Genomic DNA, 22,169 nt, shown 5'->3' on the forward strand with positions numbered 1-22,169 from the left:
GGCCGTCGGCGCCTCGGGAATGGACGGGTCGATGGTCACGGCCGGAAGCGAACCCAGCTGGCTTGTGTTACCCGCAAGGTCGGTCTGTCGCACCAGCACGTCGCCGGTCTCGTATTCCCCGGCAGGCAGCTCGAAGCTTGTGCCTGCGCCGTCGAGCCAGGTGTCGCCACCGTCGGTGCTGTACTCCCAGCTCGCGCCGGGCTCCAGGCCGCCGACATTGACCGTCGCATCGCTGGTGATGCCGTCGCCCGCAGTTCCCGTGTCAGTTGCGAGCGCGGCCGCCGGAGCCGCAGGCGGTAGAATGTCGATCGTGGTCGCGGGCAGCGTATCGACGGGGCTGGTGTTGCCGGCGAGATCGGTCTGCCGAACCTGGATGTCTCCTGCTTCATAGCTGCCCGCCGGCAGTTCGAAGCTTGTGCCGGTGCCGTCGAGCCAGGTCTCACCGCCGTCCAGGCTGTATTCCCAGGCAGTGCCGTCTTCGAGACCAGCTACCTGCACGGTGGGATCGCTCGTGACGCCGTCGCCAGGCACGCCGGTGTCGGTCGCCAAAGCCGCCACGGGTGCTGCCGGTATCTCGAGATCGATGGTGACGGGAGGCAGTGAGCCGACAAGGCTCGTATTGCCCGCGGGGTCCGTCTGGCGGACCAGCACGTCACCGCGCTCATAGGTGCCCGCCGGCAGTTCGAAGCTCGTGCCGTCGCCGTCGTTCCAGGTGTCGCCGCCGTCGAAGCTGTACTCCCAGGTGGCGCCTTCTTCGAGGTTGCCCACCGTGATCGTCGCATCATTGGTGATGCCGTCCCCGGGGAGACCGGTGTCAGTCGTCAGTGCTGCCGTAGGAGCCTCGGGCGGATCTTCGTCCGCGTCGGCATCAGCGTCGGCATCGGCATCGGCATCGGCATCAGCGTCCGCATCAGCATCAGCGTCGGCGTCAGCGTCCGCATCAGCATCAGCATCAGCATCTGCGTCAGCATCCGCATCAGCATCAGCATCAGCATCAGCATCAGCATCTGCGTCAGCATCTGCGTCAGCATCTGCGTCAGCATCCGCATCAGCGTCGGCGTCGGCGTCGGCGTCGGCGTCAGCATCAGCATCTGCATCTGCGTCAGCGTCAGCGTCAGCATCCGCATCAGCATCAGCATCAGCATCAGCGTCGGCGTCGGCGTCCGCATCCGCATCAGCGTCAGCGTCAGCATCCGCATCGGCGTCTGCATCAGCATCAGCATCAGCATCTGCGTCAGCATCCGCATCAGCATCAGCATCTGCATCTGCATCTGCGTCAGCATCCGCATCAGCGTCGGCGTCGGCGTCAGCATCAGCATCAGCATCTGCATCTGCGTCTGCGTCAGCATCCGCATCCGCATCAGCATCCGCATCAGCATCAGCATCAGCATCAGCGTCGGCGTCTGCATCCGCATCAGCATCTGCGTCAGCATCCGCATCAGCATCCGCATCAGCATCAGCATCAGCGTCGGCGTCTGCATCCGCATCAGCGTCGGCGTCGGCGTCGGCGTCCGCATCAGCGTCGCTATCATCGTCATCGCCGCTACCCACCGCGGCCGCTATTGCGGCGCCGCCAGCAAGCGCTCCGAGCAAGGGGATCAGAGGAGACACGCCTTCGCCATCCGCGATGAGCTGGTCCACAGACTCGATCTTGGCGTACCGGAAGTCGCCGGCACCGTCACCGCCCTGTACATGCCAGAGATCGCCGTTGGCGTCCTGCAGCACCAGATCGCTGTCCGTGCTGAAGAAGTTCTCGATTCGCATCACCTCGCCGGAGCGAAGGCGAACGATCAGTGCGTCGCCCTGGCGCTCCAAAGCCGCAACATCATTGGGACCAACCTGCAGGCGGATAACGCTTGCTGCGGAGACGGGGATCGAACCTCCCGCAATCGTCTGCGCAGAACCGCTAGCCTTGTTGATGATGGTCGCCGCCATGATGTTTCCCCTGTTCAAGCCCCAGACGAGCAAGCCCGCGACGCCATCGGCGTGAACGCGAACCGCATCTGCTTCCCGGTGGATTAGTCGATCAGGATCTTGGTGGCCGAGCGCCGCATTCTTCTTGCAGGCCGCGCTCAAGACGCCGCTGCGGTGCGAGAGCACCTGCTTACTGCGAAGGACCAGTTCACTCTACCGCCCGTCCAGTTCAACCCCCTGGATTGCAGAGGCTGGACAATGGATGGGCATGTTACTGAGGGTATAGGCAAATATCGGAGCTGCTATGCTGAAACCGACTTGTGCTCTCCATAAGGATACACTGCGTCCAAAATATCACGGGCAGTGCGGCACCAGTTTTGGTCGACTATTGCACTGTAATGTGCACGTTATTTGCTAAAATACGTCACGATGAGCCCGAGTGTATTCACTTTGTTAGAAGGCGGCGCATTCCTCCGTAGCGGTTCTGGTCCGAAAAGGCCTTCATCACGACCATGATGCGGTCAGATCCATCCTTGTCCCGCACCAGCAGGGCAAGATTGGATCGTTATCTGCGCCCGTGGATTGCCAAAACTGTCACGAGGCTTCTCGCGCAGACTACTGCAGCGGCGCTCGGATAAGCTGTCTCAGCATTGCAACGAGAGGTTGCAAAGAAACAAATCGTTAAGCAATGAGATCTGGCAGCAGTAGTTTTTTCGCAGCTCCGCCGCTTTAGATCAAGGCGTCCAGGTTTGCGCAAAGATCGGCGGGGTCCGAAAGGCTTATGGATGCTATCTCGTTCTGGGAAGGAGGCGCTGGAGAAGCGCTCCCCCGGCAAGCGAGCAAACGTCTGGCGTTATACTCCGCCACTTTGTGCCTATACATCAGAGTTGGGGTCTGAGATTATGCTAAGTCTTTCTTGGGCCGCCAGCAGGCCATCGTCCGCGGCTGCCATCCTTCTGGCGGCGGGCATCTTCTCTGGACCGGCCAGTGCGCAAACTGCGACAGCGGACCTTCAGGTCCGCATGCAGATCACGGGCGGCTGCGCCATCGAGAACGTCGCCCCGGTCGATTTCGGCACCGAGGCCCTCCTGACAGAGGAGTTCGAGGCGACCGGAAGCTTCGACGTGCGCTGCACCAATGCGCTGCCCTACGATGTTGCGCTCAGCAACGGCGCGAACGCGGCCGGGGAAGTCCGGCGCATGGCGGCAGCCGGCGAGTTCATCGAGTACGAGCTCTACAGCAATGCCGGCCGCACGATCGTCTGGGGCGACGACACAGGCGAGATCGTCGAAGGCACCGGCAACGGCGTTGCGCAGCCCTACACCGTCTATGGCGAGGTGCCGCCGCAGACCACGCCGACCGCAGGCCTGTACACCGACACGGTCACGATCACCGTCACCTATTGAGGTCGAGGTCCGGCGTGTCGAGACAGTGTCTGTTTGCGTTTCTCTTCCTTGTTTCGCCCACGCTCGCGCAGGCTGCGGCCCTTCACGTCTCACCGGTGCTGATCGAGAAGACGGCGCCGGCGGCGGCCGCTGCGCTCACCGTCCGCAATGCCGGGGCTGAGCCCATGACGGTGCAGACCCGGGTTTTCCGGTGGGTGCAGGTGGGCGGTGAGGACAAGCTCGAGCCGACGGCTGATATCGCCGTCAGCCCGCCCATGATGAAGCTCCAGCCAGGCGTGGACAATGTTGTGCGCATCGTCCGCACATCCAAGCAGCCCATCGTCTCCGAGCAAAGCTATCGCGTGGTCGTCGACGAGCTTCCGGTCGCCGGACGGGCACGTTCGGGGACGGTAAACTTTCTCGTCAGGCATTCCATTCCCGTCTTCTTCCGCCCGCCCACGGAAACCCCGCCAGCCGCCGACTGGCTGGCGACGCGCTCGGGCCGACAGATCACCTTGACCCTCAACAACAGGGGGCAGCGCCGCCTGCGCGTTGCGGATCTTCTCGTGAAGGATGCGTCCGGCGCAAAGGTCGCACAGAATTCAGGCCTGGTCGGCTATGCCCTCGCCGGCTCCACGGTGCGCTGGACGCTGCCCGCAAGTGGCGGCGCCGGGCCCTACAACATCGAGGCAACGAGCGAGAGCGGGGCCATCCGTGCCAAGGCTGGCCAGGCTCCTCGCTAGCGCGTTGTTTCTCGGCTTTGCAGTGCCCGAAGCTGCCGCGCAGGTGGTGCCTGCGCTGGACGCCGTGCCGGCCGAGGCAGCGTTCCCGGCCGATCTGCAACTCGAAATCTTCATCAACGAGACCTCGACGGGCCTGATTGCGTCGCTGCGCCAGGAGGCGAACGGCACGCTCTGGATGCCGCGCGACCAGCTCCACAATGTCGGGATCGCACCGCCAGCAGGCGCCGCAGCCGATGGGCTGGTTCCGCTCGATGCGCTTACGGGCATCCATGTCCGTTATGACGAAGCCACGCAGGCCCTGCATTTCACCGCGGGCGATGCCCAGCGGGTGCGTAAGATGCTCGATGCGCGCCGTCGTGCGGAGACACCGGAGCCGCAGCGGGGAACCGGCGCCCTCGTGAACTACACCCTGTTCGCGAACTTCAATGAGAATGCCTGGGATCGCGTGCCCTCCTACACCGGAGCCTCGGGCCTGTTCGACAGCCGCGTCTTTTCGAGCTTCGGCACCCTGTCTCAGACGGTGGTCGGGCGCGTCGAGGACGACTTCAATGTCCCGGCCTTTAAGAGGCTTGACACCAGCTGGAGCTATTCGGATCCGGAGCGGCTCGCCACCTATAGGGCGGGCGATCTTGTGACGAGCGGTGTGAGCTGGAGCCGCCCCCTCCGCGTCGGCGGCGCACAGATGTCCCGGAATTTCGGCCTGCGCCCCGATCTCGTCACCATGCCGGTGCCGCTGCTCTCGGGAAGCGCCGCCGTGCCGTCCACGGTGGATGTGATCGTCAACAACAACCGCGCCTTCTCCGACAAGGTGCTGGGCGGTCCGTTCCAGATCTCCAACCTGCCGATACAATCCGGACCGGGACAGGCCCGCGTGGTGGTGCGCGACGTGCTGGGCCGCGAGACGGTCCAGGACGTCTCGTTCTACGCAACGCCGCGTCTGCTGGCTGACGGCCTGCTGGACTACTCTGTGGAAGCGGGCTTCGCGCGAAGCAGTTTCGGATTGCGCTCATGGGATTACGACGACACTCCCATCGCATCCGCCACCGCCCGCTATGGCCTCAACGACTGGCTGACCCTGGAGAGCCATGGGGAGGGCGGCACCGATTTCATCAATGGAGGCCTGGGCGGTGTCTTCGGCCTCGGCCGTTTCGGTGTGGGTTCCCTCGCAGCAGCGGCAAGCAACAGCGGCGAAGGTGTCGGCGCGCAATTCGCGGGCACAGTCCAGATCGAGCTCGGCGGTTGGGTGGCACAGTTCCGCACCCAGCGGACACTGGGCGACTATGACGACGCCGCCTCGGTGACCGACCGCGCGCGCTTCAGGGACGAACTGGCCAGGCATACTCGCACCTGGGATCCCCGCCCCGCGAAAGCGCTGGACCAGGCAGCGCTCTCCATCCCCATGCCCTTCGACGGCACCTCCCTGAACGTCTCGCTGACACGGCTGGAGGAGGCAAACGGCAAAACCTCGACGCTGGTGGAGGGCACCTACAGCCGTCCACTCTTCGGCGGCAGCACCGGCTTCATCTCTGCACATGCCGACATCGAGGATGGCGGGAGATATGGGCTGTTCGCGGGCTTGAGCATTCCCCTCGGTCCCTCCACCTCCGCCTATGTCGGCGCCCAGAGCAGCGGCCAGGGCACCAGCCTCACGGCGGATGCCGTGCGCTATCTCGGCTCGGCGCCGGGCGACTACGGCTGGCGGGTCCGTGCCGCCAAGGGGCAGGTCGATGGCGGCTCGGCTGCGGTGAGCTACCGCACCTCGGCGGCCAAGCTTTCGGTGGGAGGTCAGGCCCGCGACGGCTACAGCGAAGTCACGGCAGAGGTGGAGGGCGCCGTCGGCTTCATGGCCGGAGATGTCTTCTTCACCAACCGCATCGACGACGCGTTCGCCGTGGTGGATGCCGGGGTGCCGGGTGTCGATGTAATGCACGAGAACCGCGTCATTGGGCGCACCGGCCGGTCCGGAAAGGCCCTCGTTCCGGAGCTCCGTTCTTGGGACACAAACGAGATTGCGATCGATCCCACGAACCTGCCCTTGCAGACCTTCGTCAGCGAGACACGGCAGAAGATCGTGCCTGCGGAGAGCGGCGGAGTGCTCGTGCGGTTCGGCTCGGACACGGGCGCCACCTCGGCCCTCATCGTCCTGCGCGGTGCGGACGGCAGTCCGGTACCTGTCGGTTCGACGGTGCTCCTGGATGGAGCGTCTGAGCCGGCCATCGTCGGCTATGACGGCGAGACGTTCCTGAGCGGCCTCAAGCCATCGAACACGCTGTCCGTCCATCCCGGTATCGGCGAGCCTTGTGCGGCGCACTTCGACTTCAAACCGGAAGGCAACGGCACCATCGCGCGCCGGGAGGTCATCTGCCAATGACGACATGGCTACGGACATTCCTGCTCGTGCCGCTGTTCATGATGGCGGCGCTGTCCATGGCCAGCGCTCAGAACTGCAATGCCCAGACCACCATCACGTCGCCGATCAGCTTCAGCGCAACGAACATCCTCTCGGGCGCTGCCATCAACACCAGCGGCACCCTGAGCATCCGCTGCACCGGCCTGCTGGGGCTGACGCAAGTCTGCGTGAGCTTTCCGGCCGGAAGCGGTGGCACCGTTGGCGGCACTCGCCAGATGACGCGCGAGGGCGGAACCGAAAAGCTGCAATACAGGCTCTATCAGGACACGGCGCGTACGATCCCCTGGGGGTCGGTCAGCGATACGCAGCTGGGCACTGTGCCAGGAAATACGGTATTGTTGGTGCTTGGCGGGGGAGGCACCGCCACCCGCCCGATCTACGGGCAGATACTTGCAAACCAGCAGACAGTGCCCGCCGGGACCTACTCGGAGACGATCTCGACGAGCATCAATTTCGGGACGGTCTCGGCACTGACGGGATGCACCGGTCTTCTCACGACGACGGTGGCAGGCCCCTCGTTCCGCGTTCAGGCCGAAGTTGGCAAGAGCTGTCAGTTGAGCGTTCCCCAGGCCGTCGATTTCGGAGCGGTGTCGTTCCTGAGCGCCGTCCGCGACGCCGAAGGGCGGCTCCAGGTGCGCTGCACTAGCGGCACGCCTTTCCGAGTGGGACTAGGGGCGGGCAGCGTCCTCGGAGCCACCGTCAACACGCGCCGCATGAGCGGCCCAGGGGGCGCCAGCATCGCCTACAGCCTGTTCCGTAACGCCGATCGCACCTCCGTGTGGGGCACGGCCACCAACGATCTCTACGCCAACAGCGGCACTGGGCTACCGCTCAGCGTGCAGGTGTTCGGCCGCGTCAATCCGCAGGCAACTCCCCCGGTCGGCCTCTATCAGGACACCGTGGTGGTCACACTCACCTACTAACTGAGATCAAGGTCAAATTCGCGCACGCAGATCTCGCTGTCCGATAAACAAGCGTCTCGGCGTCAGCCGGTCGGCGTTCCTCACCTACTTCCCCGCCGCACGGGCGGGATACAAGGACGAGAAGGTTTGAAGCGATCGAGCGTCGGAGACGTTGGACTGCTGAAAATGGACGTGTTTGTAGGACGAGTGATCTCGCTGGTGCCTAGGCAGACGAGTTCGGTTCAAGATGCGCTGATGCCCGCCGCCACCGCTTCATCAGCGGCTTGTTCCGCGGCAACGCGGTGACGACATGGCCGCCGCTAACCAGCACAAAGTACCTCTCGTGGATCCGCGTGTTGAGGATCGAGTAGACGACACGGTCCTTCCCCGTCCGGCGTACTTCGATCGCCCTTCCACTTTCGATGTCGTTCATCATCTGAGAGAACTCGCCGGGCCCGAGAACGATTCCATAGCGTTCGAGAAGCCGCTTGTGGAAATGCCAATGGTGTTGAGGGATCACCTTCCCGAGCCATCGCTCATCGAAGTACCCACTCACTTTCCGAAAATCCCGCGGATTGCCGAGCGCGCCCTCGTGGTGAGAGCCGGGTTCTTGTGGTCGGAAGCACTGCGGATTTCCTCCAGCCAGGCTACCTCGTTCTCACTCACGATAGTCCCGAAAATCTGCCTGATCGCTGTCTCGGTAGTGCTGCCACCGAGCTGTTCCAGCGCCAAGACGAAAAGCAGACGCGGGTCGCATTCGAGTGCCTTCGCCAACGCAGGAACCCTGTCCAAAGGCAGCTTAGCCTTGCCTGCCTTGATGATCGCCAACATGTTCGGATTGGGGAATCCTGCCTCCGCCGCAATCTGCGACTGAGTCTTCCTCGGCTTCATCTCCAGAATGCGATGGGAGAGATATTTCGGAAGACGCGTGTCCCCAAATGCAGTACTAATTGAGTTCTTGTGCATGACTTATCTCGCTATGATATATACTTTGTTTATAGCGAGTACTTGATGGGACTGCTTCGGGATCACGCGCTTGCATGATCTGAGTGTCGTCGCGGCTTACTCTGATGTTCTCGGACACACAGGATCTTGGACGATCGTCGGGAGCATTGAGACATGCCGGTGATTAGGAAAGGCGCTTGCAAGGGCTCCGCCGGTGCAGAGCAGCACGCGTGTTGCCAAAGGGAGCCAGCGAAGTCCTAGGTAAACCCTTGAGCCGCATGGGGATGGGGGTAGTGCCCCGAACCGCCGGGCAGCCTATCCTCCGCTCTGGAGGTGGACAGATGCCGGAAGCAAGATCGCTGGAACCTACCCGCCCAGCATCTCAGCGTGAAACGCTATCCCTCGCAGAATGCATTGCTCGACCTGCCGGACGTGAAATCTGTTTAGCGTCAGGAACGGCCCCTGGCGCGGCCGCGGGATAGCCGACATTCGATGGCTTGTCTGAGCGCAGCGGAGCGGCTCCACCAGCGATCTGAATGCGGACGTACTTACAGATCAACAGGGAAGCAGCAAGAGCAAGCAGGCAGCTCTCCTACGCAATACGAGGGCGCTGCTATCGGACGACTTTCAGCGCTCACCCTGATGCAAATCCAGATGGAGTTCCAAGAGAGGAAAGCCTCATCCAGCTTGATCATAAATAGCTAATCCGCGGACCGTCACTGAAGCAATTATGTCTGCAGAGAGACAGGTGACGCTTGCCGGCGCCGTCCCAGTGAAGCGCAACTGAGGGAGCATGTAGACACGCGACGCCAATTGATCTGCGCATGTGCCAACGTGCTCCACAGGCAGTTGTCCTGTCAGCCCGAGATGGCCGCCGCAATTGATCCTGCCAGCCTATCGCATGATCCCAGTGCGATCCCCCGCTATGCAGGTAGTAGGCCAGCCTGGCCATGTAGGGCAGCAGGAAGATCGACATTCCCGCCGTCACCATGCCGCCCACGGTGGAGGCCACGAAGGAGAGGACCAGCGCCTGCTGCCCCTGCCCTTTCTTGGCCATGGGGTAGCCGTCCAGGCAGGTGGCCGCCGAGCCTCCGTTCCCCGGGATGTTGAGCAGGATGGAGGTTATGCCGCCGCCCATCTGCGACGCGCAGAGCAGCGAGACCATGAAGATCATGTCGACGTCGACGTCGACTGCCAACATGAAGGGCAGCAGCATGATAATGGTGTTGGCGAGCCGAAGCCCGCAGGCAGGCGAGAGGCCGATCTCCACGAGCGAATGCTGGTGATCCTGAAGCCGGACACCTGCGAGCAATGTTTGGCACCGAAAACCGACGTGGCAGGGTTACTTCGCCCCTACCCGCCGACGACACGGAGCACTGGATGGTCAGCCCGCGCGTGAACGGGTCGGCACTGGACGATGCCGAGATGCTGAACTCGCTGTGAGAACCAAGGCGATCGCCACAACGCTGGGCCTCTATCTGCTATTACAGGCAGCTTCGGCGCCCGCAGCTAACCTCATTATTGGTCGGGCCACGGTCGTCGACGGCGACACCATCGAAATTCGCGGCCAACGCATCCACCTGCATGGCATCGATGCCCCAGAGATCGGCCAGCGGTGTCAGGATGCTGAAGGTAAGCCCTTCCGCTGTGGGCAGAAGGCGGCCAATGCCCTCGATTACCGGATCAGTGGCTCGACGGTCTATTGCGAGCCGCTGGACACTGATCGATACGGACGCACCATAGGCCGCTGCCGAGCTCTCGCCGAAGATCTGAGCGCTTGGATGACAGGTCTGGGCTGGGCTTTGGCCTATCGCCAGTACAGCATGGACTATGCGCCGGCTGAAGAACTGGCACGGCGCAGAAAAGCCGGGATGTGGGCCGGCACCTTCACCAAGCCGTGGGATTGGCGCCGAAGCAATTGACCCGCGAGGTGCAGATCATGCTGTTGTGCATCGCAGCGACAGCAGCCCTGATCCTGCTTATCAAGCGCGTGGCGTACCTCGCCTTCAGCTAGCGTGAGCGTCCGCCGACGCGGCGGGCATCTCCGGAATATGAGCCAGGGCACGCATGATCTCTCGTTGCTCGCGCCCGGCCGCCTCGGCTGCAAGAGCCAGCAGGTACGCCAGCTGGTACAAGCCCTGCTTTTCAGCCAGCTTCGCGAGTTCAAGCGTCATCTCGTGGATGTACTCCACTGTATCAGCGTTGGTCATGGGAGGACCTTTCGTCAGCGCCGCACGCGCCAACTAACATACGCATCAAAGGCGAGTTTATTCCAGAAACAATCGGTAAAGTTGTGCCACAATGGCTTGGGCGGTGACGAATGTGCTAGTGCGTTGCGTAGCTAGAGACCGCAGTGACGAGTGCTCGCAACTCGCCGAGATCGATCTCCTGGCTGTTCACTATGTGCTCGCACTCAGCTATAGCGGCCCTTATATAAGTCAGCGAGCGGGGCGAGGCGGTACGCTCGATCGCTGGTAGCATTTCGCAGAGGTCAGACAAGATCTCCGCCGCAGCTTGGCGCTGCTCATTTGACCAATGTTTTTTGAGCATTGTTCTCTGGAAATCCGCGGTGAGCGTTCCGCCAAATGGGTAACACAGGGCACTTAAGGCGTCGTGGACAATCAATTTGACACCAATGGGGCCGTCGGCGCCTGGGAGCTGAATGTATCGCGCGGCATCGTCCGCGCGAGTAGTCGCTTTGCCCGGTTCTTTTCCGTAGACCCCGAGGCCGCCCGAACAGGAGCAGCGCCGCAGTCCGCCTACAACCACAGCGTCCACGCTGCTGACATTGATCGCATAAACGACAAGATTCAGCGAGCCGCGGCTGCCGAAGCCGACGCGTACTCCAACACTTTTCGGGCTTTCGCCCCGGACGGCACGCTAAGGCTCCTGTTCGCCCAAGGTTCATTCCACCGAGCGGCAGATGGCGATCTCTACTTTCCTGGCGTTGTTATTGACCTAGGTGCCGCAGAGGTGGCGGGCTGGGTGGATGGCCGGGATGATCTAAGGGCGTTGGCAGAACGTCTCCGAACCCTTCGCCATCTAGCCGACCGTGCAGACCTCCCGTTTCTAAAGCACCTTCTGGATCGCGCGGCGCAGGATCTTGGGCAGCAGATGAGCGCCGCCGCTGTCCTGAAAGACGATTAGCCAACCTGAGATGGAGAACTCGCCTCCGAGGTCGCCCTCGTCAAATCGTACCTGCCTGCATAAGGTCTCGCGACCAACTGATTAGCCTCCAGACGCACCAGCAGCAGCAGGCCAGCCAAGCTCTCCAAACCCGCTTCTCGGCTCATCTCGTGCAGAGCGTCCAACTGCTCTTCCACATAGGTGAGGACATTGTCCGCAGTCCGCTCCATGAATGACTCTCCCCCCGCCATTTGCCACATCGGCGGATTAGGAGAAGTATCCACAGCGCTCGTTGAGGAATTCTTACTGACCGCTACCCCACGCGCTTGTGAACAAAAGCTCGCGAGTTCGAATTCTAGTGCGGCTTCTGAATCCTCGTCAGCTCTTCCTGAGCAATCTCCATTTCTTCCTCTACCATTTCCTTCGCACGCAGAAGAGCTTGCCTCACCGTCGCACTCCCGGGCTGCCTTTCGAGACTATTGAGCATAGTGTTGATTTCGTCCGCTATACGGCGAATGACTTGGCATCGCGCCTGCGACGCCTCGATTAACTTGTCGTCACGCATCTTCAGATTATCACGCCTCAGTACGACGTTAGTCGCATGCCGTGCAGACGGCCGCTTGTGCGTGAGCGCCGTAAACTTGAAGAAAAGCGACAATGGGGGATGCTATGCCGGCCTGAGGATACTGGGTCGCCGGCACGTTTCACAGTTCACTTCGACGGGCTCAATGTCTTCGAAGCGCGCTCCGCGCCGCACCTCAAACGCTCTCGGCGGCCGCTGCCACGGCATTCGTTTCTCGGAGGAATCCTTCGCCATCTCGTGCAGCACATCGACCAGCCGCGCATCGGCTCCGAACGACGTGACTAGCCGCACGAGGCTGTACTCCCCACGCCGCAAACGCAGGTGATCAGCACCTGAATCCAGGGAATTCTCGGGAGTCGACAAGGGATCCGCAGCGGAGAGAGCGTCACCGCGCCCGGGAATTCGCCCGTGCATTCGCTACTCGAGACATCTGATTTGCTTCAATCTTTCCCGCCATAGCGGTCATTGATAGCAAGTAATGAATATGATCGAGGGAATGGCGCTCCGCGAGCTTGAGTAGCTGCTCACAGGAGTCCGCGACGTAGCCAGCGGCAAGTTGACGTGCTCTCAGGTCTGCTTCTTTTTCGTTCATTCTGCTCACCTTCACGGCGACCATAATGCCTCACGAAGCAATCCATATGCAATCTAGGGTAGACCGCTGGATTGTCACAGACGCGTCATTGGTCCATCCGAGCCGTCTCGCCGATCCAGAGAAGAGCTCAGTTTCTCCACCGGAAGTCACACTTCTGCAACGCCATCTAACATTTCCGAAGAATTTTAATGGACGCTACTTTACGCGCATATGTTGCATCGTCTTAGTGTCATGTTCCGAAACCGAGTTTCAACCAGATGAACACGGCGCCAGCCATCGGTACCTTCCGCCACGACGTCGACACCGGCATCAAGACGGCGAACGCTCACATGTCCAAGCTGTTCGGGGTCAATCCCGTCTCGGCTCGAGCGGGTCTTCATAAGACGGCCTTCGCCGCTTCAGTCAGGATCCATTCAGACGATCTGGATCGCGTGCTAACGAGGCTCGAACATGCAATCCGAACTCGTGGAGAATTCATCGAGAGTTATCGCCTGCTGGACACGTCAGGCACGGAGCGCGTGATCTTCGGGCAGGCGTGCGGTTATGTGGACGAGACGACGAAGCGCACTCTCTTTGCTGGCACGCTTATCGACCTCTCGCCACAACAGGTCGCGGACGTTGAAAATGGATTCGCAGAGCCGCTGGATGAACTCGCGTCCGTTTGTATGTCCGCTCGCGAATTGGCGGCGAAGTCTGGGCTGAAGCTCACCTCGCATCTTCTGGACATGACCCTGCTTGACCTCGGACACCGCATTGCCTCTGCCGCCAAGCGCAAGATGCCGGGATGGCACTAGGGTGAGCATCGAACCGCCTGCACCAACATCCATGATTGGGGTCTGGGACTACAACGTCACGACGGATCGCGTGCATTCCAATGATCGGGCAGCGATTCTTTGCGGTGTGGATCCGGTCGAAGCCCGGCAAGGAACTTCACAAAGCGCCTACATGTCCACGATCCACAGCGACGATGTGGATCGCATTCATTCGCGGGTGCTGGACGCTATCAGGAGACGCGGAACCTATTCGGAAATTTATCAGATGCGGGATGCCTATGGCAGGCTCCGCACTGTCTCAGCGAGCGGTGCTTGCTTTGAGAATGCCGAAGGTGACCTGCTGTTTCCAGGCACCTTCATCGACTTGACCGAAGAGCAAGTGATCGCCAGCCGTAACGGCGACGATCACACGATGGCGCAAATCGCCGAATGCTGTATGCGAGCGAGAGCAATCGCCGACAAGCATGATCTGAAGGTTACGAAGCACCTTCTCGACATGACGCTAGGCAACTTCAGCATGAAGGTTCACGCTTTGCTGGCGTCTCGGCGTCGTGATTGGCTGTGATTGCTTCATCCGCAGCGTAATCGATCACGCTTCGGCATTCCTCCCTCGCCTGATTCAGATAGCCGAGGATTCTTTTTCGGTCGGCATCGCCTTCGATTGTGCCTGCCGCTGGAATGGCTATGTCTAGTTTAGCGATGATCGCTGCTGCAGCCTTTCGCTGCGCGGCCGTCGGCGTTCCACTGGCCATCTTTGTTCTTCCCTCACGAAGTCCAACAGTCTTTTGACCGTAGTTCTACGCGGATAATCGGCTAGTCGAAACTGCAATCACGCGGAAGCTGGTTCCACTTTTCGGAAGTCATGTGAGCACTACAGTAAAGCGGGAACTAGAATCGCAGCGCCATAAATTTGAACAATTTCGACAAATCTGCTGGTCACAGGCGTCCGGCGCGGGGCTATTTTCGTCCTCCAGGCAGGATGTCGAATGCGGCGCGACGGGCCTCTGGCGGCACATCCTCCACTGGAGCCGACGCCTCGTTCAAATCAGCGAATCTCGCCCCACATCGCGCCTCATACTTGCGCGGGGGCGGCCGGCGCGGGTCTCGCGCCCATGGACAATCCCAAGCCAGTGCGTGCAGCACATCCTTCAGCTCAGCCTCCGGTCCAAAGCGAGCAGCAAGCCGCGCGAGCCGATACTCCCCACGCCTCGTGCAAAGAACGCAGGTGATCCGCACCTTCACCCAAGGAAAATCAGAAAGTCGACTCGGCACACGCATTGTGAGAACAAATGGCGAACACGCAGAGGAGTCAACGATGGCCCGAGAGACCCTGTTCTTTGCACAGTCCTTCCGCGCGATGGGCGCAAGGTGGCAGCCGGGGCACCCGAGAAGCATCGATCGGCAGACAAAGCGAAGGAAGCTGCAGAGCGCATGTCAGCCACGAAGATCGGAGCAGTGGCCTTCCAGGTAACCGGGGATCACGACAGCGAGTTCGACGCGCCCGTCGTTCTGTTCAAAGCTGGCCGGCTGCCGAATGACCTTGAAGAGGCTGAGGTTCTAGGCGAGCTGCAGGCATAGCAGCATTGCGCCCTCTGCATGCGTCCAGCCGATCCAGCCGCGTGTACCGCATCTGGCATAAGAGGCGCCGACGGATGCTGGACGCGACAGACCCCTATCTCTTCATCGTCCTTTGGGCCGCCTTCACATTCGGCATGACGTTGGTGTGGTGGATCCGCCATCCGCCTCGCCCGGACGACGAGGATCAGGGCTGAACGTCAGGCGCCCGACCAGTTGAATCCCATCGTCTCAAGCGCAGAGCTTAGCTGATAATGAGGACCGCGCAGCCAGACGCCGGCTGCCGCAGGCACCGCCTCGACATGTGCCTTGCTGATCGCAGCACGCAACTCCCCCGCATAAGCATCAGGATCCGGAGACGGCAGGAAGGCCGAGCACGAGGTCCAATGCCGGGCCGTGCTGTTCGGCTGCTGCACTAGATGCTCTTGAAGTTCCACAGTCTTGCCGCCGTCCATGTGAACGAAGCTGCGATGTACGATCTCGACATTCATGGATGCCAATCACCTCAGCCCGGAGCGAGTCGGCAATACCGGCTTGAGAGCGATGACGCGCTACTGCGACTGTAAACAAGCAAGGCAATCTGCTACCAAAGTCTCAGCAGGGGCTTGGGGGCATCTGCTCCGGCCGCACTCAACTGATACTGGTTGGCCGGGTTCTCAATAGCGGTGAGAACGAGGGGCTGCCACTTGCAGCGTGGCAGCCCCACCCTCCGCAAATGCTCATCTAAGCGCCCTTGCTCGTACCTGGGCTGCAGCCCGTCAGTCAGACGTTGCCCACCTTCCGCCTTGGCCGCAAAGGCTTTGGTCCAGACACGAGCCGACATGCTTCGATCACCAAGGTCAGAAGGTAGTCGACAGACCGCAATTTGTTCTGCTGTGCGAGCGAGCGGAGGCTTTCACACATCTCCATGATGTATGCAGCTGCCTCGGCAGACGATTGGCTGCGGCGATCATTGTTTGTCATGCGGCCAGTGTGCGCCGGCTGCCCCAACTTCTGGAGTCTCCCAAAGGTCACAGAGCAGGACAGGCTTAACTCAGCGTCTATCCAGCGCGAAGCATCAGAGGTAGACGAAAGCATCATACAACCGCTGGGGAGCATCTGAACATGAAGACGAAGACCCTACTCTTGGCAAGCGCAGCTGCATTGTTCTGCGGCGCGGCCAATGCCGCTGACATGCCCGCTTATCCTGTTGAAGCTCCGGCTGTTGTCGCTGAGAACCCGTGGGACGCTTATGTGTCCGTGGGCGCTGGCTACAGCTTCTTCGACGTTGGCGATGACCTCGGCTTCGGCGGCGTCATCGGCGGCGACGACGGCGATGAACTCGACTTCGACGACTTCCAGGCGGAAGTGCGCGCTACGGCCGCTTATCAGTTCGCCAGCTTCGGCGTGCAGAGCGACGTGGTGTTCAACTACCAGAGCTTCGACTTCCCGGAGATCGCGCCCGGTCTCAACATTCTCGACAGCGTGAAGACCACGGACGTTGCCGGCCATGCCTTCTGGCGCAATGACAGCTTCCTGCTCGGCGCGTNCGACTTCCCGGAGATCGCGCCCGGTCTCAACATTCTCGACAGCGTGAAGACCACGGACGTTGCCGGCCATGCCTTCTGGCGCAATGACAGCTTCCTGCTCGGCGCGTTCGGCCAGTACGGCCTGACCAGCGCTGACATCATCGGACCGCTCGGCGTTGACTTCGACCGGTTCTACGGCGGTGCGGAAGCACAGGGCTACTTCGGCAACTTCACGCTCTACGCTCAGGCCGGTTATCAGAACCTCGACCTCGGCATCGACATCCCGGGCCTCGACGACGTTGACGGCTTCTTCGTGAACGCCGAAGCCCGCTACTTTGCGACCGAAAACTGGAAGCTCTTCGTCAAGGCCGGCTACAACACCGCCACCCTGAGCGCGGACCTCGGCGAAGGCGGCGACTTTGAACTCGACTTCGACACCTTCACGGTTGGCGGCGGCACCGAGTACCGCTTCGCTGACAGCCCGCTCAGCGTGTTCGCCAATGCCGAATACATCCACAGCGAGACCGACGGCCTCGAAGATTTGTCTGATGGCTTCCTGGACGAAGGCGAGTTCGGCACCGTCAAGGTTCTGGCTGGCCTGAAGCTCAACCTCGGCACCCAGACGCTGCTTGAGCGCGATCGTTCCGGCGCTTCGCTCGACCCGGTCAAGGACACCCTGTTCAACAATCTCGGCGCTGGCATCAGCGGCTTGCTGGGCGGCTTCGGCGGCGGCGACGACCTCGATTTTTGATCATCGCGTCACCTAACCCTGAATAGGAAAGCCCCGCTTCGGCGGGGCTTTTTTGTTGAGCGTAGCAAGAGTTTGAGCAGTGCCGCCGTGCTCGCCTCCACATAGGCTCCCGCCTTGTGATGGCCTTTCAGCTACAAGCACCTAATTAGAGGTCGTGCAGGGCATTGCTTCCTACGGCAGTGTGCGGGAACTGCGCTCCCCAGCCATGAACCCGTAGCGAGCGAAAGCTCGCCCTTGCCACTGGTGATCGCGCCAATGATCAGGACCGCGTCAGGGGCGGGTTAGACCGAGAATCGCAAGCCGCCCAATAGATACTGAAGCGTTTCCGCCATGGCGATACAGCCATAGGCGGCGAAGCCGGTGCCGGCGTTTCCGGTTGTCAAGTAGCTAGTGCCAAACATGGAGGCGATCTGCCCCCACATCAGAAGAACCGCGACGGCACCTGCCGTTCGAAGAACCGGCGTCTTAGGCCAGCGCCCGTTGATTTACAGCGCGGCGAGACGCATGCCTCCGACCGTGCCGAAGATTTTAGCCAAGCCTTCTCCGCTGAACCCGTGAGACACCAACTCCGTGAAGTTGACCGCGCCGAGCGTGTGGCCTGACTGCACGAGGATCAGGCCCCCGGCATCATGTTGGCGGCGGAAAGCCACTCCAGCCCGCGCTCGCGGGCTTGCTGCTGATAGCGGGTCATCTGCCACCCGCCTTCGGAGGATCCCCACGTCTTCCAATCGCGCCCGCAATGGTGTTCGCGATCGTGTCCGTCGAGCGGGACACGACGTAGAAGCCGATCATTGGTCACTACCACCTAGATGACGAGCTCGCCCGGGTGCCGGTGTGCTTGGCTACCGTTTGCTGCTTCGCTGGAAGCTGCCGGCTTCTGGATACCTGCCTATGCTCCTGGTAGCTCATGCTTCGGGATCGCACTAGGCCTGCCGCCCTTCTTGCGATGTACGCAGAGCTGCGCCGCCAGGCGCCCGCAAGGCCGAAGGCCGAAGGCCGCGCAGGCGAGCGAAGCGAGCGTGAGATCAACAAGCTCGATACGCAGGCTCACCAGCAACGCAAACAAAGCAGCAAGCGGACAGGCGGCGAGCATAGGGTGGGAAGGCCGCCCACTTCACCTCGTCTGCGCCGGCGATCCGTGTCGCCGCAAGAAAATTCAACAATCTGAGTCAGTCTGGTGCCGGCACCGCTATAAATGAAGTGTACGAAACAATGCTGGGCCGAATGCCCTGCACTTCTAAATAGCGGTCCACAGAAACGCCAATGACCCCTCTTCCTGAACCTCTCAAACATAGTGCGACGATACATATCAGCCCCGCAAGTATCGTAGGTTTACTTATCTTCCGTCCGTTTTTGTTGGGGCGCAGGCCAATCATGGGGAGGGATGCATCGGTCGTTCACTTTACCCCGGTATACGCGGGCTACGCATTACTCGGTTCTGCCTGCTTCGATTGGGTTAGGGGGGGCACCTTCTGATGGGCAAGAGTGTCGCACCGATCGAGCCGCGCCTGCTGAACAGATCGCGCGCCGCTGACTACTGCTCCATGGCGCACAGCACCTTCGATTCTAACTGCCCTGTCGCGCCTGTCCGCGTGCATGCAGGGGAACGGGGTCTTCGCTGGGATCGAGCGGCGCTGGACCGCTGGATTGACAGCCTGGACGAGACCAGGGGGCCTGCGCGGCCCCGCACATTGATGGAGAGGCTTGCAGTCCATGACGGTTGTGCGCGTGAAAGGCATTAAGCGCTACCGGGAGCCGAAGACCGGCAAGTGGTACTGCTACCATCGTGCGAGCGGCACGCGCATTCTCGCGGAGTTCGGGACGGCCGCTTTCTTCGTGGAACTCGACAAGCTCAACCAGAAGCACGCGCCGAAGGCAGCCAAGGATGGCACGCTTGCCGCGCTCATTAAGGCGTACAGGTCTTCACCGGCATTCCAAGACCTGGCCCGGCGCACGCAGAGCGACTACCAGAAGGTGCTCGACTATCTGGCGATCATCGACGACACCGTGCTCGCCGAGATCGACGGTCCCTTCGTCGCGGAACTGCGAGACGCCACCTACCAACTCCGCAAGCGTCGGTTCGCGAACTACGTGATCGCGGTTCTGTCGGCCATGCTGTCGTTCGGCATCGAGCGCGGCATCGTGAAAGAGAACGCCGTAAAGGGCGTGAAGAAGGTCAAGCGCCCGAAGGATGCCCCGGAGGCGAACCGCCCCTGGACACCGGAAGAGCGCGACATCGTGCTGGCCGAAGCGCCGCCGCATCTCCAGGTGCCTATCGCCATTGGCCGATACACGGGCCTGCGGGAAGGCGACGTGATTCGGCTCGGCAAGACCGCCTACGCCAACGGCACGATCACCGTTCGCACGAGCAAGACCGGGCAAGAGGTGTTCTGGCCCTGCGTGGAGCCGCTGGCGGTCATCCTTGAAGGCATGCCGCAGCACGACGCCATCACGCTCTGCGCGAACTCGCGGGGCATGCCTTGGACGGAGAGCGGATTCCGGGCGTCGTTCTTCAAGTTTCTAGGCAAGCTGCACGCGGATGGCAGGGTCGGCGCGGGCCTCACGTTCCACGGTCTGCGCCATACGGTCGCGGGGGAACTGGCAGAGCTGGGCTGGGATCGGCGCGCCATTGCCGACGCGCTGGGCCAAAGCGATGAGCGACAGGCGGGCCACTACTCCCGCCGGGCCAACCTTCGGAAGAAGATGACGGCCATCGTTCAGAGCTTGGACACGGAACGAAACGGGAAGAAAGTTGTCTAGAAATTCGGATCGGAGTGTCTAGACGAACGCCGCGTAGTGAGAACCCCCCCCTAGAGGTTCTTGGTAGCGGGAGAGGGACTCGAACCCCCGACACGCGGATTATGATTCCGCTGCTCTAACCACCTGAGCTACCCCGCCACTGGCGCGGATATAGGTTCCCGCCCCTTCTCAAGTCAAGCGCGGCGCAATGGTTCTGTCGCAAAAGCATGCTTGCTCACAGTAGAGCCGGTTCACCCTGTTTTGCGCAGCCGCACCAGCTTGAAGAAGCCCGCCGGGAACACCGGCTCCACGTTCATGAAGCGCATGTCCGGGTGACGCTCGGCCCAGCGCTCCAGGCGCGAGACCTTGAAGTGCGAGCTCCAGCCGACCTTGCTCATGAGCGGAGCAAGCTGCTCTTCCACCTTGGCCTGCAGCCCGGCATCGGCACCGAGCTTGGAGGTGACCACGATCTCGCCGCCGGGACGCAGCACGCGCCGCATCTCGTCCAGCGCGCTTTCGGGATCGGGCACGAGGGTGATGACGAAGGGCACGGCCACCGCATCGAAGCTTTCGTCCCGGAAGCCGAGGCGGCAGGCGTCCATGCTGGCCAGCACCCGGACATGATGAAGCCCGAGATCGCGCACCTTCTCGACGGCTTTGCCCAGCATGTGCTCGGAAAGATCGACTCCGGTGACCTGCCTGTCATGCGGGTAGTAGCGAAGCACAAGGCCGGTGCCGACGCCCACCTCAAGGATGTCGCGCCCGCAGGCCGCGGCGGCCCCCGCGGTCTTGCGGTGCGCGTCCGACAGCAGCTTGTTATAAACCTTGTCGTAGATCGGCGCCCATTTCTCGTAGACGCGTTTCTGCCCGGCCAGATCGTATTGGACGCTCATCGTGTCTGCACCAGTTCTGCCTCGGGCACAGGCATCGGCGGCTTCTCGACGGCCGCGATGATGCCGCCTCCGAGCACCCGCGCCTGCCCTTGCGCCGCATCGTAGAACACGCAGGCCTGCCCGCGCGCAACGCCCTCTTCCGCCTCGCTGAGCAGCACTTCCGGGCCCGACGCGCCGACGCGCAGAAGGGCCGGTGCCGGCGGGCGCGTCGAGCGCACCTTCACGAAAATGTCCAGGCCCTCTTCCGGAATCCGCTCGAAGCCGTCTTCGCCGATCCAGTTGACGTCGCGGAGCACGATGCGCCGGACGGCGAGCGCCTCCCGCGGACCGACGAAAACGCGCCGTGTAGCGGCCTCGACGCCGACCACGAAGAGCGGTTCACCGGTGGAAAGCCCCAGACCGCGCCGCTGGCCCACGGTGTAGTGCATGATGCCCTTGTGGCGGCCCATGAGGCGGCCATCGACATGGACGATGTCACCCGCCTCGCCCGCCTCCGGCTTGAGGCGGCCGACGATGTCCGCGTAGTGCCCGTTCGGGACGAAGCAGATGTCCTGGCTGTCGTGCTTTTCCGCGACGTGGAGACCGAATTCGCGGGCGAGATCGCGCGTCTCGTCCTTGCTGAGATCGCCCAGAGGGAAACGCAGGAGCGCGAGCTGGTCACGCGTCGTGCCATAGAGGAAGTAGCTTTGGTCGCGATCCGGATCGCGACCGCGAAGGAGTTGCCGGCCGCCGTTGGCTGCGGCGCGCGAGGACACGTAATGCCCTGTCGCAAGCGCGGCGGCACCCAGATCACGCGCGGTGTTGAGAAGGTCGGTGAACTTGATGCGCTGGTTGCAGTCCACGCAGGGGATCGGCGTCTCGCCGGACGCATAGCTTTCCGCGAAGCGGTCGATCACCGCCTGGCGGAAGCGGTCCTCGTAGTCCAGCACGTAGTGAGGAATGCCGATGGCCTCCGCCACGCGTCGCGCGTCGTGGATGTCCTGCCCCGCGCAGCAGGCGCCCTTGCGGTGGACCGCGGCGCCATGATCGTAGAGCTGGAGGGTCACGCCCACGATATCATAGCCGCAGCGCTTCAGGAGAGCCGCGACGACCGAGGAATCGACACCGCCCGACATCGCAACCACGACCCGGTTGTCCTGTGGGCGACCGGGAAGATCGAGGTCTGTGCGCATTTTGCTCATGATCCATGATGCCGCGGCACCCGCGCGGGCACCGCTTCATTTAGGCGCTCTGCGCCCGCGGTTCCAGCCTGCCGCCCTTGAACCACCGCGGAGGTACCCGGTTGGGCCCTCAGAAATAGCCGATGAACCGGATGGTTCCATGCCGTCAC

The 22,169-nt window shown here is 61.9% G+C and carries 21 protein-coding genes, 1 tRNA gene and 2 pseudogenes; 11 read left to right on the top strand and 13 right to left on the bottom strand.

Annotated elements, in window-relative coordinates; all coding sequences use genetic code 11:
* From SCD90_RS15110 to SCD90_RS16690, 3 genes and pseudogenes are all read right to left on the bottom strand, one after another.
* A pseudogene (locus SCD90_RS15110) lies at positions 1-768 on the bottom strand (hypothetical protein); the annotation flags it as partial.
* Between the two features lie 53 nt (positions 769-821).
* Positions 822-1,538 (bottom strand): hypothetical protein, encoded by a 717-nt coding sequence (locus tag SCD90_RS15115; RefSeq protein WP_319845638.1) that lies wholly within the window; start codon positions 1,536-1,538, stop codon positions 822-824.
* Positions 1,539-1,653: 115 nt separating this feature from the next.
* Positions 1,654-1,935, bottom strand: a pseudogene (locus SCD90_RS16690) (BapA/Bap/LapF family prefix-like domain-containing protein); the annotation flags it as partial.
* A gap of 881 nt (positions 1,936-2,816) precedes the next feature.
* Between SCD90_RS16690 and SCD90_RS15125 the strand changes: the two are divergent.
* The 4 genes from SCD90_RS15125 to SCD90_RS15140 are packed head-to-tail and all read left to right on the top strand — an operon-like array spanning position 2,817 to position 7,375.
* Entirely contained in the window at positions 2,817-3,320 is a 504-nt protein-coding gene (locus SCD90_RS15125) for a Csu type fimbrial protein (protein ID WP_319845542.1), read from the top strand.
* A 14-nt stretch (positions 3,321-3,334) separates the two neighbouring features.
* Positions 3,335-4,042 carry a fimbrial biogenesis chaperone gene (locus tag SCD90_RS15130; protein ID WP_319845543.1) on the top strand — a complete coding sequence of 236 codons (708 nt, stop codon included), beginning with the start codon at positions 3,335-3,337 and terminating at the stop codon, positions 4,040-4,042.
* Positions 4,043-4,064: 22 nt separating this feature from the next.
* A complete protein-coding gene (locus tag SCD90_RS15135) occupies positions 4,065-6,413 on the top strand; it encodes a fimbria/pilus outer membrane usher protein (protein WP_319845544.1) in 2,349 nt (782 codons plus the stop codon).
* Positions 6,410-7,375, top strand: a complete 966-nt coding sequence (locus tag SCD90_RS15140; RefSeq protein WP_319845545.1) for a Csu type fimbrial protein — start codon at positions 6,410-6,412, stop codon at positions 7,373-7,375. Before SCD90_RS15135 ends, SCD90_RS15140 begins: the two co-directional genes overlap by 4 nt.
* A 202-nt stretch (positions 7,376-7,577) precedes the next feature.
* Here the strand turns inward: SCD90_RS15140 and SCD90_RS15145 are convergent, their stop codons facing one another.
* The 3 genes from SCD90_RS15145 to SCD90_RS15155 all read right to left on the bottom strand — a co-directional run bounded on the left by SCD90_RS15145 (position 7,578) and on the right by SCD90_RS15155 (position 9,569).
* Positions 7,578-7,790 carry a hypothetical protein gene (locus SCD90_RS15145; RefSeq protein ID WP_319845546.1) on the bottom strand — a complete coding sequence of 71 codons (213 nt, stop codon included), beginning with the start codon at positions 7,788-7,790 and terminating at the stop codon, positions 7,578-7,580.
* 116 nt (positions 7,791-7,906) lie between these two features.
* Positions 7,907-8,320, bottom strand: coding sequence for an XRE family transcriptional regulator (locus SCD90_RS15150; RefSeq protein ID WP_319845547.1), 414 nt, complete (start codon positions 8,318-8,320; stop codon positions 7,907-7,909).
* A gap of 670 nt (positions 8,321-8,990) precedes the next feature.
* Complete coding sequence (locus tag SCD90_RS15155; RefSeq protein ID WP_319845548.1) at positions 8,991-9,569, bottom strand: tripartite tricarboxylate transporter permease; 579 nt, start codon at positions 9,567-9,569, stop codon at positions 8,991-8,993.
* 41 nt (positions 9,570-9,610) lie between these two features.
* On the opposite strand from SCD90_RS15155, the gene SCD90_RS15160 reads away from it, so the two are divergent.
* Positions 9,611-9,742, top strand: a complete 132-nt coding sequence (locus SCD90_RS15160) for a hypothetical protein (protein WP_319845549.1) — start codon at positions 9,611-9,613, stop codon at positions 9,740-9,742.
* On the top strand, positions 9,739-10,221 hold the full coding sequence (locus tag SCD90_RS15165; protein ID WP_319845550.1) for a thermonuclease family protein: 483 nt from the start codon (positions 9,739-9,741) through the stop codon (positions 10,219-10,221). The genes SCD90_RS15160 and SCD90_RS15165 overlap by 4 nt, the downstream gene beginning before the upstream one ends.
* An 84-nt stretch (positions 10,222-10,305) precedes the next feature.
* Here SCD90_RS15165 and SCD90_RS15170 read toward each other — a convergent pair whose 3' ends face one another.
* Positions 10,306-10,509 carry a hypothetical protein gene (locus SCD90_RS15170; RefSeq protein WP_319845551.1) on the bottom strand — a complete coding sequence of 68 codons (204 nt, stop codon included), beginning with the start codon at positions 10,507-10,509 and terminating at the stop codon, positions 10,306-10,308.
* Between the two features lie 403 nt (positions 10,510-10,912).
* Here SCD90_RS15170 and SCD90_RS15175 point away from each other — a divergent pair, with 403 nt between their 5' ends.
* A complete protein-coding gene (locus SCD90_RS15175; RefSeq protein WP_319845552.1) occupies positions 10,913-11,446 on the top strand; it encodes a PAS domain-containing protein in 534 nt (177 codons plus the stop codon).
* 334 nt (positions 11,447-11,780) lie between these two features.
* On the opposite strand, the gene SCD90_RS15180 is transcribed toward SCD90_RS15175, so the two are convergent.
* Both SCD90_RS15180 and SCD90_RS15185 read right to left on the bottom strand, forming a co-directional pair.
* A complete protein-coding gene (locus SCD90_RS15180; protein WP_319845553.1) occupies positions 11,781-11,990 on the bottom strand; it encodes a hypothetical protein in 210 nt (69 codons plus the stop codon).
* 403 nt (positions 11,991-12,393) lie between these two features.
* Positions 12,394-12,600, bottom strand: a complete 207-nt coding sequence (locus tag SCD90_RS15185) for a hypothetical protein (RefSeq protein WP_319845554.1) — start codon at positions 12,598-12,600, stop codon at positions 12,394-12,396.
* 329 nt (positions 12,601-12,929) lie between these two features.
* Between SCD90_RS15185 and SCD90_RS15190 the strand changes: the two genes are divergently transcribed.
* From SCD90_RS15190 to SCD90_RS15200, 3 genes are all read left to right on the top strand, one after another.
* A complete protein-coding gene (locus SCD90_RS15190) occupies positions 12,930-13,394 on the top strand; it encodes a PAS domain-containing protein (protein ID WP_319845555.1) in 465 nt (154 codons plus the stop codon).
* A gap of 1 nt (position 13,395) precedes the next feature.
* Positions 13,396-13,938, top strand: coding sequence for a PAS domain-containing protein (locus SCD90_RS15195; RefSeq protein ID WP_319845556.1), 543 nt, complete (start codon positions 13,396-13,398; stop codon positions 13,936-13,938).
* An 866-nt stretch (positions 13,939-14,804) separates the two neighbouring features.
* Complete coding sequence (locus SCD90_RS15200) at positions 14,805-14,951, top strand: hypothetical protein (RefSeq protein WP_319845557.1); 147 nt, start codon at positions 14,805-14,807, stop codon at positions 14,949-14,951.
* Between the two features lie 197 nt (positions 14,952-15,148).
* Here the strand turns inward: SCD90_RS15200 and SCD90_RS15205 are convergent, their stop codons facing one another.
* Complete coding sequence (locus SCD90_RS15205) at positions 15,149-15,439, bottom strand: hypothetical protein (RefSeq protein ID WP_319845558.1); 291 nt, start codon at positions 15,437-15,439, stop codon at positions 15,149-15,151.
* A 3,481-nt stretch (positions 15,440-18,920) separates the two neighbouring features.
* On the opposite strand from SCD90_RS15205, the gene SCD90_RS15210 reads away from it, so the two are divergent.
* On the top strand, positions 18,921-19,967 hold the full coding sequence (locus SCD90_RS15210; RefSeq protein WP_319845560.1) for a tyrosine-type recombinase/integrase: 1,047 nt from the start codon (positions 18,921-18,923) through the stop codon (positions 19,965-19,967).
* A 61-nt stretch (positions 19,968-20,028) separates the two neighbouring features.
* On the opposite strand, the gene SCD90_RS15215 is transcribed toward SCD90_RS15210, so the two are convergent.
* From SCD90_RS15215 to mnmA, 3 genes are all read right to left on the bottom strand, one after another.
* Positions 20,029-20,105 (bottom strand) — tRNA-Met (locus tag SCD90_RS15215).
* Positions 20,106-20,197: 92 nt separating this feature from the next.
* The gene (locus tag SCD90_RS15220; protein ID WP_319845562.1) at positions 20,198-20,839 is read right to left on the bottom strand and encodes a class I SAM-dependent methyltransferase; all 642 of its coding nucleotides are present in this window, start codon (positions 20,837-20,839) and stop codon (positions 20,198-20,200) included.
* Positions 20,836-22,011, bottom strand: coding sequence for a tRNA 2-thiouridine(34) synthase MnmA (mnmA, locus tag SCD90_RS15225; protein ID WP_425265710.1), 1,176 nt, complete (start codon positions 22,009-22,011; stop codon positions 20,836-20,838). The genes SCD90_RS15220 and mnmA overlap by 4 nt, the downstream gene beginning before the upstream one ends.
* Positions 22,012-22,169 lie beyond the last annotated feature (158 nt).

The sequence above is a fragment of the Terrihabitans rhizophilus genome (assembly GCF_033898525.1).
Classification (GTDB): Bacteria; Pseudomonadota; Alphaproteobacteria; order Rhizobiales; family Methylopilaceae; genus Flaviflagellibacter; species Flaviflagellibacter rhizophilus.

Excerpts from the sequence above, each read along its gene's own strand:
- SCD90_RS15200 (WP_319845557.1), top strand. The coding sequence starts at position 14,805 with ATGTCAGCCACGAAGATCGGAGCAGTGGCCTTCCAGGTAACCGGGGAT.
- SCD90_RS15145 (WP_319845546.1), bottom strand. The coding sequence starts at position 7,790 with ATGATGAACGACATCGAAAGTGGAAGGGCGATCGAAGTACGCCGGACG.
- SCD90_RS15180 (WP_319845553.1), bottom strand. The coding sequence starts at position 11,990 with ATGCGTGACGACAAGTTAATCGAGGCGTCGCAGGCGCGATGCCAAGTC.
- SCD90_RS15190 (WP_319845555.1), top strand. The coding sequence starts at position 12,930 with ATGTCCAAGCTGTTCGGGGTCAATCCCGTCTCGGCTCGAGCGGGTCTT.
- SCD90_RS15115 (WP_319845638.1), bottom strand. The coding sequence starts at position 1,538 with ATGACGATGATAGCGACGCTGATGCGGACGCCGACGCCGACGCCGACG.
- SCD90_RS15220 (WP_319845562.1), bottom strand. The coding sequence starts at position 20,839 with ATGAGCGTCCAATACGATCTGGCCGGGCAGAAACGCGTCTACGAGAAA.
- SCD90_RS15170 (WP_319845551.1), bottom strand. The coding sequence starts at position 10,509 with ATGACCAACGCTGATACAGTGGAGTACATCCACGAGATGACGCTTGAA.
- SCD90_RS15125 (WP_319845542.1), top strand. The coding sequence starts at position 2,817 with ATGCTAAGTCTTTCTTGGGCCGCCAGCAGGCCATCGTCCGCGGCTGCC.
- SCD90_RS15185 (WP_319845554.1), bottom strand. The coding sequence starts at position 12,600 with ATGAACGAAAAAGAAGCAGACCTGAGAGCACGTCAACTTGCCGCTGGC.
- SCD90_RS15210 (WP_319845560.1), top strand. The coding sequence starts at position 18,921 with ATGACGGTTGTGCGCGTGAAAGGCATTAAGCGCTACCGGGAGCCGAAG.
- SCD90_RS15140 (WP_319845545.1), top strand. The coding sequence starts at position 6,410 with ATGACGACATGGCTACGGACATTCCTGCTCGTGCCGCTGTTCATGATG.
- SCD90_RS15150 (WP_319845547.1), bottom strand. The coding sequence starts at position 8,320 with ATGCACAAGAACTCAATTAGTACTGCATTTGGGGACACGCGTCTTCCG.
- mnmA (WP_425265710.1), bottom strand. The coding sequence starts at position 22,011 with ATGCGCACAGACCTCGATCTTCCCGGTCGCCCACAGGACAACCGGGTC.
- SCD90_RS15160 (WP_319845549.1), top strand. The coding sequence starts at position 9,611 with ATGTTTGGCACCGAAAACCGACGTGGCAGGGTTACTTCGCCCCTACCC.
- SCD90_RS15205 (WP_319845558.1), bottom strand. The coding sequence starts at position 15,439 with ATGAATGTCGAGATCGTACATCGCAGCTTCGTTCACATGGACGGCGGC.